Origin of the sequence: Paucibacter sp. B2R-40, from assembly GCF_025717555.1 — a bacterium.
GTDB lineage: Bacteria > Pseudomonadota > Gammaproteobacteria > Burkholderiales > Burkholderiaceae_C > Paucibacter_A.
On record NZ_JAJIRP010000005.1, the window covers coordinates 175,551 to 188,532 of the forward strand.

Below are 12,982 nucleotides of genomic sequence, written 5' to 3' on the forward strand. Positions count from 1 at the left end.
GGAAAGCAAAAAGCCCTCTGGCGAGGGCTTTTTTTACAAAGAAGTCGGACGCTGAATCAGTGGATCAAGCCGATCCATTCCCCGGCTTGCTGATAGCTGTTGAACATGTGCATCGCCAACTCACGCAAAGCCACATTGGCGCTGGCGTGGCCCTGGGCCAAGCGCTCGCAGGCATAGAGGCGGTCATAGAGCATGCGGGTCGGCTGCAAGGCCAAGCCTTCTTGCGCCATCAGCGCGTGAAAGCGTTGCAGATCACCGCCGTCCACCGGTCCGACAATTGGCGAGCCGAATTCGAGCGAGGACTGCGGGCGCAGCGCCGGGTCGAAAGAGTGCCCATCCAGCAGGTAGTCGGGCGAGGCTTCGCGCAGATCGAAATAGATCGGTGCGCTGATCGGCAGATCTGGATTCAGGCGGTAGACGTTGCTCATGGCTTCCTCGGCTTGGGGCTTGGATGGCTCCATGATGCCGGCCTAAGCAAAAACTTAAATTCGAAAAAGCCGGCCTTTCACCCGCTGATTCGATTCAAGTTTCCCGGCACTCAGGTCTTGGGCAGCGTCACGCCGCGCTGGCCCTGGTACTTGCCGCCGCGGTCCTTGTAGCTGGTCTCGCAGACTTCGTCGCTCTCGAAGAACAGCACTTGCGCACAGCCCTCGCCGGCGTAGATCTTGGCCGGCAGCGGCGTGGTGTTGCTGAACTCCAGCGTCACATAGCCTTCCCACTCGGGCTCAAACGGCGTCACGTTGACGATGATGCCGCAGCGCGCATAGGTGCTTTTGCCCAGGCACACCGTCAGCACATTGCGCGGAATGCGGAAATACTCGACCGTGCGCGCCAGGCAAAAACTGTTCGGCGGGATGATGCAGAAGTCCCCCTCCATGTCGACAAAGCTCTTCTCATCGAAGTTCTTCGGGTCGACGATGGAGCTGTAAACGTTGGTGAAGACCTTGAACTCGGGCGCGCAGCGGATGTCATAGCCATAGCTGGAAGTGCCGTAGCTGACGATTTTCTCGCCGGCCGCGTTGGCGCGCACCTGGCCCGGCTCAAACGGCTCGATCATGCCGTGCTGCTCGGCCATACGGCGTATCCACTTGTCGCTCTTGATAGTCATCTGAATTCCCCCGGGATTTGACGCCACATTTTAGGGGCAGCTCAAGGCGCCAAGGCCGGCGTCGTGATCTCGCCCGGCGTGCTCTTGCGCGCAAACAGCGTGTACATCGTTGGCACGACAAAGATGGTCAGCAAGGTGCCCAAGCTCATGCCGCCGACGATGACCCAGCCAATTTGCTGGCGGCTCTCGGCGCCGGCACCACTGGCCAGCGCCAAGGGCAAGGCACCCAGCACCATCGCACCAGTGGTCATCAAAATGGGTCGCAATCGCAAGGCGGCCGCCTCGATCACCGCATCGTGCACGCCGCGCCCCTGCTGACGTAACTGATTACTGAACTCGACGATCAAAATGCCGTGTTTGGTGATCAGGCCGACCAGCGTGATCAAACCGATCTGCGAATAGACGTTCAAAGTGCCACCTGACCATTGCAGCGCAGCCAAGGCGCCCACCATGGACAAGGGCACAGACAACATGATGACCAGCGGGTCGACAAAGCTCTCGAACTGCGCCGCCAAGACCAGGAAGATGAACAGCAGAGCCAACACAAACACCAGACCGAGCGCGCCGCTGCTGGATTTGAATTCGCGCGAAACGCCGTTCAATTCGGTCGCATAACCGACCGGCAAGACCTTGGTCGCCGCCTGATCCATAAAGGCCAGCGCTTCACCCAAGGCATAGCCGGGCGCCAGATTGGCGGTAAAAGCAACCGAGCGGCGCTGGTTGAAGTGATTCAACTCGCGCGGGCTGACCGCCTCGTTGACCTTGATCAGGCTGGACAAGGGCACCATGGTGTCACCCCGGCCGCGCACGAACAAGCGCTCGATCTGCTCGGGCGTGGCACGCCCCGCAGCCTCGGTCTGCACCAGCACATCGTATTGATCGGCGCCGCGCTTGTAACGGGTTACGGCCCGGCTGCCCAACATCGTCTCGACCGTGCGCGCCACAGCTTCCACTGACACACCCAGATCGGCCGCGCGCTCGCGGTCGATCTCCATGAACAGCTCGGGCTTGTTCAAGCGCAAATCATTGTCCGGCTGACTCAGACCCGGGTTCTTGCCCATCTCGGCCATCATGGCCTGCGTGACCTTGGCCAGGTTGGCATAGCTGTCGCTGGTGACCACGACGAAGTTCACCGGCCTGGCGGTAAAGCCCTGGCCCAGGCTGGCCGGCGTGGTCGGGAAGGCCTGCACACCGGGCAAATTGCTGACCTGTGGCAGCATCAAACGGGCGATTTCCTGCGTGCTGCGCTTGCGCTCGGACCAATCGACGGTACGCAAAATCGCCAGCCCCGAAGACACACCGCCGCCGCCGGAGAACAGAAATGCCCGGTCGAACTCAGGGTACTGCGCCGCGATGCGATCGACCGCATCCAGGTAACGCGCGGTAAAGGCCAGCGTGGAGCCGTCCGGCGCGCTGATCGGCATCACGATCACGCCTCTGTCCTCCATCGGCGCCAATTCGGACTTCATGGTGTTGAACAAATACCAGCTGCCCGCGCCCGATGCCAGCATCACCAGCACCACCAACCAGCGCGCTCTCAGCACATAACGCAAGACACGCGCATAGCTGTCGGACACCCAGACCAAGACCCGCTCCATGCCGCGGTCAAACCGGCTTGGATTGGCGTTATGGCGCAGCAATTTGCTGCACATCATGGGCGTCAAGGTCAGCGCCACAAAGCCGGACACGATCACCGCCCCCGCTAAGGTCAGTGCAAACTCCACAAACAAGCGGCCGGTACGCCCCGGCGTGAAGGCCAGCGGCGCGAACACCGCGGCCAGCGTCAGCGTCATCGCCAAGACCGCAAAGCCGATTTCCTTGGCGCCCTTCAGCGCCGCCTGGAACGGCTCCAAGCCCTCTTCGATATGGCGAAAAATGTTCTCCAGCACCACGATCGCATCGTCCACCACCAGGCCGATCGCCAGCACCAGCGCCAGCAAGGTCAAGGTGTTGACGGTGAAGCCGGCGGCGGCCATCAACGCGAAGGAGCCGATCAAGCTGATCGGGATCGTCACCAAAGGAATGATGGAGGCGCGCAGCGTGCGCAAGAACACAAACACCACCAGCGCCACCAAGACCACCGATTCGACAATGGTGGAGTAGACCGACTTGATCGAGCGGTCAATGAAGACCGAGTTGTCATTCGCCGGCAGCACCTTGATGCTGACCGGCAAATCGGCCTGCAGCTTGGGCATCATCTCGCGCACCGCAGCAGATACTTCCAAAGGGTTGGCCGTGGCCTGGCGAATCACGCCCAATGACACCGACAACACGCCGTTCAAGCGCACGCGCGAGCGCTCGCTGGACGCCGCTTCCTCGATCCGCGCCACGTCCTTCAGGCGCACAGCGAAGCCACCGGTCTGCTTCAGAATAACTTCGGCAAACTCGGCCACCGTGTTCAGATCGGTGCGGGCCGTCACGCTGAATTCGCGCTGCTCGCTTTCGATCCGACCGGCCGGCACTTCCAAGTTTTGCCGGCGCAACGCATCTTCAACATCCTGCACGGTCAGCTTGTAAGCAGCGAGCCGGTCCGCATCGAGCCAGATCCGCATGCCGTATTTACGGTCCCCGCCGGTCTGCACATCGGCGACGCCGGGGATGGTCTGCAAGCGCGGCTTGACCACGCGGTTGACCAGATCGGTGATCTCCAGCGGGCTCAAGGTCTCGCTGGAAAAGGCGATCCAGATGGTCGGCTGCGCATCCGCCTCGACCTTGGCCACGACCGGCTCATCGGCCGCATCGGGCAGGCGCCCACGCACCCGGGCGACGCGGTCGCGCACATCGGCGGCGGCGTCATCGGGGTTCTTTTCCAGTTTGAAGCGGGCGGTGATCTGGCTCGATTCGGTGCGTGAACTCGAGGTCAAGACCTCGATGCCGTCGATGCCGGCGATCGAATCCTCCAGCGGCTTGGTGATCTGGCTTTCGATCACTTCGCTGGAGGCGCCCACCAAACGCGTGCTGACCGTCACGACCGGCTCATCGATGCGCGGATATTCACGCAAGGAAAGGCGCCCGAAGGCCACGATGCCCACCAGGATCAAGAGCAGCGACATCACCGTCGCGAAGACCGGGCGACGGATTGAGATTTCAGAAATGCGCATCGAAGGCCTCTCAGCGGCTGGCCGCGCTGGCTGCAGTGGCCGCACTCGCCGCATTCAGCGCGTTCACTGCTTCGCGAGAAATGCCCTGCTTATCGACGTCGATGATTTTCAAGACCTGACCCTCGCCGCGCATCAGCTTGGCCTGGCCGGCCGTCACCACGCGCTCACCGGCCTTCAAACCTTCCAAGATTTCCACCTTGCCGGGCAAGCGCAGGCCCAATTTAGCCTCGATACGCTGAGCAGTCGGCGGCGCGCTGCCGTTTTCCAGCAGTTTGATCACATATTGTTTGCCGCCCTGCGGCACCAAGGCCTCCTCGGGCACCAGCAAGGCGTTTTGATGGACCGCCAGCAACACCCGCACGCGGGCGAACAGGCCGGAGCGCAGCTCGGGCGTGCCGGCGGGCAACTTGGCCCGCACCAGCAGTGAGCGGCCATTGGCATCGAGCTGGGTGTCCAAGGCAGCGATTTGCGCCGTGAAGGCCTTGCCCGGCAGCGCGTCCAGCATCACTTCGACCTGCTGACCCATCTTCAGGCGCGGCACAAAGCGTTCGGGCAGGCGGAAGTCCACCCACATCATCGAGGTATCCTCAATGCTGACCAGATCACTGCCGTCCTTGACGTAATCCCCCACATTGACGCTGCGGATACCCATCTCGCCATCAAATGGCGCGCGCACCTGCATGCGCACCAGTTGAGCCTGGCTCAAGGCCACTTGCGCCTCGGCCACTTGCAAAACCGACTGCGCCTGTTCGACCGCGCTGGCGCTGACAAAGCCCTGCGCCAGTAACTCGTTATTGCGCTTCAGGCTGGAGCGCGCGATGCTGGCCTGCGCTTGTGACTGCTGCAGTTGTGCCGCTTGCAAGCTGTCGTCGAGTTGCACCAGCAACTGGCCCTGGCGCACACGTTGACCATCGGTGAAGCCGAGCTTGACGATGCGCCCGCTGACCTCGGGTTTGAGCAAGGCCGACTGGCGCGCCTTCAAGGTGCCGACGGTTTGTGCATCGTCGGGCAGCAAAACGGACTCGACCGAGCCCACCTCGACCGGGATCGGGCCACTGGGCTCCTTGCCAGTCGCAACTCCAGGCGCTTTTGCGGTCGGCTTCGCCTCGACGGTCAACGCCTGAGTCGGCCGGTGCTGCCACCAATAAGCAGCGCCACTCAGCCCAACAAGGGCCACGAGGGCCACCACGGTGTGAAATTTTTTATGAACAGTCATGCGAGTCTCCGGCGCGCACTCTAGCGGCAGTTTGCGCACCTCGCTGGGCCAAATGGCTCGAAATACGCTTTAAGGGCTGTGAGCGACGAGGCCGGTACGCAGAACGCACAAATTCAGCCCGGACCCAGCCCGCCCGCAGACTTCAGCGTGAAGCCGCGTTGACGCCTTGGTTGGCCAGCGCGTCGGCACGCTCATTGCCGGGGTCGCCCGCATGACCCTTGACCCAGCGCCATTCAACTTGATGCAGCTTGCGCAAGGCGTCCAGGCGCTGCCAGAGGTCGGCGTTCTTGACCGGCTTGTTGTCGGCCGTCTTCCAGCCACGTCGCTGCCAGCCGGCTATCCATTCGGTCATGCCCTTGCGCACATATTCGCTGTCGGTGAAGACGGTGATGTCGCAGGTCCGCTTCAGCGAGGCCAGGGCCTCGATCACGGCCGTCAGCTCCATGCGGTTATTGGTGGTGTTGGCCTCGCCGCCGAACATTTCCTTCTCATGCCCACCGGCACTCAACCAGGCGCCCCAGCCGCCGCGACCCGGGTTGCCCTTGCAGGCGCCGTCGGTATAGATGACGACCACCGGTCTGGCGATCTTTGCTGCCGGTGCTGCCGGTGCTGCCGGTGCTGCCGGACTGGCCGAGCTAGGGGAAGGAGTCACTGCTTGATTCATGGACCTTGTTCTTTATGTTGTTGCTGCACCGCGACCGCCGGTGCAGCGCTACGCCGAGCGCTGCGCTTGCGCTCAAGCCCGATCAAGCGCATGCCGTGCACGCGCTTGACCGCTTTGATGAAATACACCGCCCCCAGCACCGGCCACCAGCGCGCGCCGATAGGTTCGACCCAGTCCCAGCGCTGCAGCCAAGCGGCCGAGCGCAGTGGCGGGCAGTAACAACCGAATTGCGCGGCCTCGACCTCGAAACTGAGTAATCGCAACCAATCACGCAAGCGCCAGTAGCCGATGAAATCACCGTCTTGTGGCAGATACAGGCGGGGGCCGCCCGGCAGCACTTGGCCGAGATTTTGCCTGAGTCCCCACAGACTGGCCGGATTGAGCCCCAAAATTACCAAGCGCCCTTCCGGCCGCAAGACCCGCTCCACCTCGCGCAGCGTTTGGTGCGGATCAGGCGCCAACTCCAGCGCGTGCGGCAGGACCACCAGGTCCAGGCTATTGCTTTCAAACGGCAGGCTGTCAAACTCGCAGTGCAGCGCCACGCCAGGTGCGCTCAAAGCCGTGGACTGCATCTGTTCGGGATGCTGCAGCGCCAGCCAGCGGTGCGGCATGCGGTTGCTGCGCAGCCCCGGCAATTCGGGCAGGCCGAGTTGCAGCGCGTGAAAGCCGAACAGATCCACCACGGCCGCATCCATTTGGGCCTGCTCCCAGGCCAGCAAATAGCGCCCGGGTGGGGTCTGGAGCCATGCGGCCAACTCTATAATCGCGGCTTCACCGGCCATGGACGTGAATGAGTGAAAACAGATCTGGGTTTGACTGCATGAAACTTGAGGCCATCGCTGCCTTTGCGGACAACTACATCTGGATGCTTCACGATGGAGCCGAAGCTCTCGTGGTCGACCCGGGTGACGCCCTCCCGGTACTGGACGCCTTGGCGGCGCGCTCGCTGCGTCTGACTGGCATTCTAGTGACGCATCACCACGGCGACCATGTCGGGGGTCTGGCCGCTTTGCTGCCGCATCTGGACGGACCAGTGTTCGGCCCAGCGCATGAACAAATGCCGGTTGCCATAACGCCCTGCCAGGATGGCGACAGCTTCAGTCTTTTGGGCCAGCAATTTCGCGTCATCGACGTGCCCGGCCATACCGCCGGCCATATTGCCTTCTATCTTGAACAAGCCAGCGACGCGGCGACGCCGCTGCTGTTTTGCGGCGACACCTTGTTTTCAGGCGGCTGCGGGCGCTTGTTCGAGGGCACGCCGGCGCAGATGTTTGCTTCTTTGCAAACGCTCGCCGGCCTGCCCGGCGCGACACGCGTCTGTTGCACGCACGAGTACACACTGGCCAATCTGCGCTTCGCACGCACGGTCGAGCCGGACAACCCAGAGCTGGCGAACTACCAGCATTGGTGCGAACAGCGCCGCCGTGATGACCTGCCCACCCTGCCCTCCAACTTGGGCCTGGAATTGCAGATCAACCCCTTTTTGCGCTGCAGGGAGCCGGCCGTGACGGCGGCCGCGCGTGCTTTCGCTGGCGACAGCCAGATCAATGACCCGGTCGCAGTGTTCACCCAATTGCGCCGATGGAAGAACGACTACCGATGATAAAAATCCAAATGCCTTCGCTGCTCGAGCGGGTGATGCCCAGAACCGTCGCGCTGCTCGTCGCCAGCCTGCTGGGCGCCTGCGCCAGCACCACGCCGCAGCAGGACCTGAGCCCCGGCACTGATCGCAATAGCCTGCCGAGAAATTGGGCCCAGGGTCCGAACCATGCCGCTGCAACTGCACCTGCATCTGGGTTCGCAGACGCTGCCAATCCCGCTGAGAAAGCCCATCCGCTGCTGCAGGACAGTCTGCAACCGGGTGTCGCCATCGATCTGAATGAGGCCCGCGCCTCGGCGGACTTGTGGGTGCGCCTGCGCAGCGGCTTCGCCATGCCCGAACTCGACAACGACGGCGTGCGCCGCGCCGAAGTCTGGTACAGCAGCAGGCCCGACTATGTGCAGCGCATGACCGAGCGTGGCGGCCGCTACCTCTATCACGTCATTGAAGAGGTCGAGAAGCGCGGCATGCCGACCGAACTGGCGCTGCTGCCCTTTGTCGAGAGTGCTTTCAACCCGCAGGCAATGTCGACCGCCAAGGCCTCGGGCATGTGGCAGTTCGTGCCGGCCACGGGCCGGGATTTCGCCTTGAAGCAAAACATCTTCCGCGATGACAGGCGCGATGTGCTCGCCTCCACCCGCGCCGCGCTCGACTATTTGGAGCGCTTGAACAAGATGTTCGGCGGCGACTGGCAACTCGCTTTGGCGGCCTATAACTGGGGCCAGGGCAATGTGCAAAAAGCCATCAACCGCAATAAGTCAGCCGGCCTGCAGACCGACTATGACAACCTGAAAATACCGGACGAAACGCGCTACTACCTGCCCAAGCTGCAGGCGGTCAAGAACATCGTGTTGGCGCCGCAGAAATTCGGCCTGAGCCTGCCGGCCATGTCCAACCACCCCTACTTCCTGAGCGTGACGCTGGACCGCGACATCGACGTCGATCTCGCGGCGCGTCTGGCCGGCATGAAGGTTGATGAGTTCAAGCAATTCAATCCGCAGATGAACAAGCCGGTGATGCTGGCGGCGGGTAGCAACCAGATGCTGCTGCCCTATGACAATGCCAAGTCCTTTGCCGACGGTTTGGCCGCGCACCGCGGCCCATTGGCGAGCTGGACCGCCTGGACCGTCACACAGACCATGAGCCCGGCCACTGCGGCCAAGCAAGTCGGCATGGACGAGGCACTGCTGCGCGAGATCAATATGATTCCGCCGCGCATGTTGGTCAAACAAGGCTCGACGCTGCTGGTGCCGCGTGCCGCTCACCGCATCGAGGATGTGTCCGAGCATATGGCCGAAAACGCTTCGATTAACTTGGCCGCCGACACGCCGCCGCTGCGCCGCGTCAGTTACAAGGCCGGCAAGGGCGATACAGTGGAGAGCATGGCGAGCCGTTACCGCGTTAGCTCAGCGCAAGTGGCCGAATGGAACAAGGTCAGCGTCAAATCCAGCTTCAAGCCCGGCCAGACCGTGGTGATGTACCAGGCCTTCGCGACCAAGCGGCTGGCGATGGCCAAGCAAAGCAATGCTGCAGGCAAACCGGCCACCGCCGCCAAGGCAACACCCAACGGCAAGGCCAACAGCAAACCCAACGGCACGCGCACGGTGGCGGCCAAGTCAGGCGGTGGTGGCTTGACATCCGGCACAGCGGTGCATCAGATGAGCAAACGCTGATTGCTGTTAAGCACGCCCCCGAGGGAGAACAAGCAAACTTGGGGCGGCCGGCGTTTACCTTTGAATGCCTAAGGGGCAATGAAAAACAGCGCCGCGCTGCAGATCACACCGATTGTCCAGATGCCCGAGCGCAAATTGGCCAAATCGGCCAGATAGGCGGCAATATAGGCTACGCGAGCCGCGATAAAGCTGAGCGCCAAGGCATCCACCAAGCCTTGGGACGCATGCATCTGCTGCGCCACCAAGACGCCCGCAATGAACAGCGGCAAGGCCTCAAAACTGTTCGCTTGAGCAGCATTGGCGCGCGCCTTGCGGCCGGTCAAATGTGCGAGCCAGGCGCGCGGATCGTGGTTGTCGTAACCCCCTTCGCGACGCGGCCGGCCAAAGCTGCCCGACTTGGCCAGTCCGGCACAAACAATCGGCAAGGCGCAAGCCACCAGAATGCAGTAATTGGCAATCGTCATCGCGAATCCTCGGTGTTAGAACGAATCAAACGGCAGCTCAGCGCCGGTCAACCAAAGCATGGGCAATCGTGCCCAAATCAACATATTCGAGCTCACTGCCGACCGGCACGCCGCGCGCCAAGCGGGTGGCGCGGATGCCGCGCGAGCGCAAAGCCTCGGCCAAGACATGCGCCGTCGCCTCACCTTCGGCCGTGAAGCTGCAAGCGAGTATCACTTCCGCCACGCCGGTTTCGGCCGCACGCAAGAGCAATTCGGCCGCGCCAATCTGAGCTACCCCGACGCCGTCCAGCGGGCTGACCCGCCCGAGTAGCACAAAGTAATAGCCCCGGTAGGAGTTGGTGCGCTCAAGCGCCGCCTGATCGGCCGGCGACTCGACCACGCACAGCAGCGCCGGATCGCGACTGACATCGGCGCAAATATTGCAAATCTCCGTCTCGCTGAAGGTGTGGCAGCGCCGGCAATGGCCGATCTGCTCGGCCGCCGCACGCAGAGCCAGCGACAAACGCGCGGCGCCATCCCGGTCATGCTGCAAGAGGTGATACGCCATGCGCTGGGCCGACTTCTGGCCCACGCCAGGCAGGCGCTTGAGCGCCTCGATCAGGGTTTCGAGTGCAGTCACCAATCAGGTCAGACTTAGAACGGGAACTTCATGCCGGGCGGCATCGGCATACCGGCGGTCAACTTGCCCATCTTTTGCGAGCTGACTTCTTCGGCGCGGCGCACCGCGTCATTGAAGGCCGCGGCGACCAGATCTTCCAGCATGTCTTTGTCGTCCGCCAGCAAGCTGGGGTCGATGGTGACGCGTTTGACGTCGTTTTTACAGGTCATCACGACCTTGACCAAGCCGGCACCCGATTGCCCCTCGACCTCGACCAGCGCCAGTTCATCCTGCGCCTTCTTCATATTGTCTTGCATCGCCTGAGCTTGTTTCATCAGACCTGCGAGTTGACCCTTCATCATCTTCGTACTCCTTTAATTTCCAAAATAGATTCAGTGAGACCGGATCGAACCCGGCACGATGCGTGCCGTTCTGAACTGGGCCAGTAATTGTTGTGCCAGCGGGTCTTGGACCACGATCTGCTCGACCGCGCGCTGCCGCGCCTGCACCTGGGCAGCGTCGCGCAGGGCCGGCGAATCATTCGCTACACCCGCTTCCAATTCGATCAGCACTGGACGCTGCAAAAATGCCGCCAGCGCCGCCTGCAATTTGTCCTTGAGCGCAGGCTGACGCAACGATTCACGCTCGACGCGCAAGCGCCAGAGCAGCACGTCGCCCTGCTCCTCCACAGCCACGCATTCCGACCTGACCGCCAGTTCCCGCGTCAGCGCCAGCAAACCCATTGGCCGGATCTGCTCGGCCCAGCGCTCACCCAGGGCGGTCGGCTGCAAGGCCACATCGGCACCGGCGGTCGAGGCATAGGCTTGACCCTGTGCGGACTGGCCTTGTGCAAGCGAGTCATCCGAATCTGCTTCGGTCTGGTCGAAATACGGCTCATCCTGGGCGAAGCTTTCAAGGCCTGCTCCGCCTTCATCGTCTGCGGGCGGCGCATCCATCCAGGGCGGCATTTCATCGCCGCTGGACTTGCTTGACTTGGCCGGCGCTGGCGCCACTGCGGGTTCAGGCTTGGCCTCGACCGCCCGGGGGCGCAGCCGGGCGCTATGGCCGCCGGCGGCGGGCTCGCGCGGCTGCGGCGCTGGGGTGGCCACTGGCGCCATCACAGGCGTCATCACGGGCGCCAGCACAGGTGCAATCACGGGCGCAATCACGGGCACCTTGACGGTCGCTATGACGGGCTTATCCACGGGCGCAGCGAGCACGCTTGGCGCTGCAGGCTCGGCTGCGACATGCTCCACCGCGAGAGCTGGCTCAGCCGCCCGCACCGGCGCACGCATGGTCGCTTGAGCAACTTGCGGCCGCAGCAAGGGCGCGCTGGACGCTGCCGCCTGTGCTTTGGGCTTACTCGGCTGCGCGCCAGCCGCCGCAAGCGGCCTGAAGCTCAACATCCGCAGCAAGACCATCAAAAGCCCCGCATATTCATCCGGCGCCAAGGCCAACTCTTGGCGGCCATGCAAAGCCATGCTGTACATCAGCTGAATTTCATCGGCAGGCAACAGCGTGGCCAAACGCTCGGCTTCAGCGGTATCCGGGTCTTGATCGTCCAAGGCGCCCGGTGCGGCTTGTGCCACCGCCATCTGCTGCAACAGACCGGCCAAATCCTCCAGCGTGCCGGCGGCCGAAAGCCCCAGGCTGCGCAAACCATCGGCCTGTGCCACCACCTCGGCGCCATTGGACGCGATCAAAGCATCCAGGATCGCGATCACATGGCCGCGGTCCACGCTGCCCAGCATCTGCCGAACACCTTCTTCGACCAGACTGCCAGCGCCAAACGCGATCGCCTGATCGGCCAAGGACAGCGCATCTCGCATCGAGCCACGCGCCGAGCGACTCAAGAGCCGCAAAGCACCTGCGTCGGCCGGCACGTTTTCGGCCTGCAGCACTTGGCGCAAATGGCTCAACACAGTTTGCGGTGCCATCGGGCGCAGATTGAACTGCAGGCAGCGCGACAAGACGGTGACCGGCACTTTTTGCGGATCGGTCGTGGCCAAGACAAACTTCAAGTAGTCAGGCGGCTCCTCCAGCGTCTTCAACATCGCATTGAAAGCGGTGTTCGAGAGCATGTGGACTTCGTCGATCATATAGACCTTGAAGCGGCCCATCACCGGCTTGTAGACCGACTGATCCAGCAACTGGGAGATCTCCTCGACGCCGCGGTTCGAGGCCGCATCGAGCTCGATGTAGTCGACGAAGCGGCCCGCATCAATGTCGCGGCAAGCATCGCAAACGCCGCATGGCGTGGCCGTGATGCCGCCCTGCCCGTCGGCGCCGGTGCAATTCAGGCTCTTGGCCAGGATGCGCGAGACCGTGGTCTTGCCGACACCTCGCGTGCCGGTAAACAGATAGGCATGATGCAGACGCTGCTGCGTCAAGGCATTGGCCAAGGCCTGCACCACATGCTCCTGACCCACCAGCTCTTCAAAACTGTGGGGGCGATATTTGCGGGCAAGGACCTGGTAGCTCATGGGCGAGGATTCTACGGTCCTCTCAACAAAGTCGTTGGCGAGATAGGCTCAGCGGCTGCTCAGAAACTATCGACA

At 62.6% G+C, this 12,982-nt stretch carries 12 protein-coding genes; 2 read left to right on the plus strand and 10 right to left on the minus strand.

The window, feature by feature from the left end:
- Nucleotides 1-56: 56 nt before the first annotated feature.
- The 6 genes from LNV09_RS12040 to LNV09_RS12065 form a co-directional block, all read right to left on the minus strand.
- Nucleotides 57-428 carry a hypothetical protein gene (locus tag LNV09_RS12040; protein ID WP_263557326.1) on the minus strand — a complete coding sequence of 124 codons (372 nt, stop codon included), beginning with the start codon at nucleotides 426-428 and terminating at the stop codon, nucleotides 57-59.
- A 110-nt stretch (nucleotides 429-538) separates the two neighbouring features.
- Entirely contained in the window at nucleotides 539-1,108 is a 570-nt protein-coding gene (dcd, locus tag LNV09_RS12045) for a dCTP deaminase (RefSeq protein WP_263557327.1), read from the minus strand.
- 41 nt (nucleotides 1,109-1,149) lie between these two features.
- On the minus strand, nucleotides 1,150-4,209 hold the full coding sequence (locus LNV09_RS12050; RefSeq protein ID WP_263557328.1) for an efflux RND transporter permease subunit: 3,060 nt from the start codon (nucleotides 4,207-4,209) through the stop codon (nucleotides 1,150-1,152).
- Nucleotides 4,210-4,219: 10 nt separating this feature from the next.
- Complete coding sequence (locus tag LNV09_RS12055) at nucleotides 4,220-5,425, minus strand: efflux RND transporter periplasmic adaptor subunit (protein WP_263557329.1); 1,206 nt, start codon at nucleotides 5,423-5,425, stop codon at nucleotides 4,220-4,222.
- A 142-nt stretch (nucleotides 5,426-5,567) separates the two neighbouring features.
- A complete protein-coding gene (gene rnhA / locus LNV09_RS12060) occupies nucleotides 5,568-5,999 on the minus strand; it encodes a ribonuclease HI (RefSeq protein ID WP_263557544.1) in 432 nt (143 codons plus the stop codon).
- 86 nt (nucleotides 6,000-6,085) lie between these two features.
- A complete protein-coding gene (locus tag LNV09_RS12065) occupies nucleotides 6,086-6,871 on the minus strand; it encodes a class I SAM-dependent methyltransferase (RefSeq protein ID WP_263557330.1) in 786 nt (261 codons plus the stop codon).
- 38 nt (nucleotides 6,872-6,909) lie between these two features.
- Between LNV09_RS12065 and gloB the strand changes: the two genes are divergently transcribed.
- Together gloB and LNV09_RS12075 are read left to right on the plus strand one after the other, a co-directional pair.
- Nucleotides 6,910-7,692, plus strand: coding sequence for a hydroxyacylglutathione hydrolase (gene gloB, locus LNV09_RS12070; RefSeq protein WP_263557331.1), 783 nt, complete (start codon nucleotides 6,910-6,912; stop codon nucleotides 7,690-7,692).
- Between the two features lie 11 nt (nucleotides 7,693-7,703).
- Nucleotides 7,704-9,362 (plus strand): transglycosylase SLT domain-containing protein, encoded by a 1,659-nt coding sequence (locus tag LNV09_RS12075; RefSeq protein WP_263557332.1) that lies wholly within the window; start codon nucleotides 7,704-7,706, stop codon nucleotides 9,360-9,362.
- Between the two features lie 68 nt (nucleotides 9,363-9,430).
- Here the strand turns inward: LNV09_RS12075 and LNV09_RS12080 are convergent, their stop codons facing one another.
- The 4 genes from LNV09_RS12080 to dnaX are packed head-to-tail and all read right to left on the minus strand — an operon-like array spanning nucleotide 9,431 to nucleotide 12,907.
- The gene (locus tag LNV09_RS12080; RefSeq protein WP_263557333.1) at nucleotides 9,431-9,826 is read right to left on the minus strand and encodes an MAPEG family protein; all 396 of its coding nucleotides are present in this window, start codon (nucleotides 9,824-9,826) and stop codon (nucleotides 9,431-9,433) included.
- A 37-nt stretch (nucleotides 9,827-9,863) separates the two neighbouring features.
- The gene (gene recR / locus LNV09_RS12085; protein ID WP_411969273.1) at nucleotides 9,864-10,445 is read right to left on the minus strand and encodes a recombination mediator RecR; all 582 of its coding nucleotides are present in this window, start codon (nucleotides 10,443-10,445) and stop codon (nucleotides 9,864-9,866) included.
- Between the two features lie 14 nt (nucleotides 10,446-10,459).
- Nucleotides 10,460-10,786, minus strand: a complete 327-nt coding sequence (locus tag LNV09_RS12090) for a YbaB/EbfC family nucleoid-associated protein (RefSeq protein WP_263557335.1) — start codon at nucleotides 10,784-10,786, stop codon at nucleotides 10,460-10,462.
- Between the two features lie 30 nt (nucleotides 10,787-10,816).
- Nucleotides 10,817-12,907: a DNA polymerase III subunit gamma/tau gene (dnaX, locus tag LNV09_RS12095; RefSeq protein WP_263557336.1), complete on the minus strand. Its 2,091-nt coding sequence runs from the start codon at nucleotides 12,905-12,907 to the stop codon at nucleotides 10,817-10,819.
- Nucleotides 12,908-12,982: the final 75 nt, after the last annotated feature.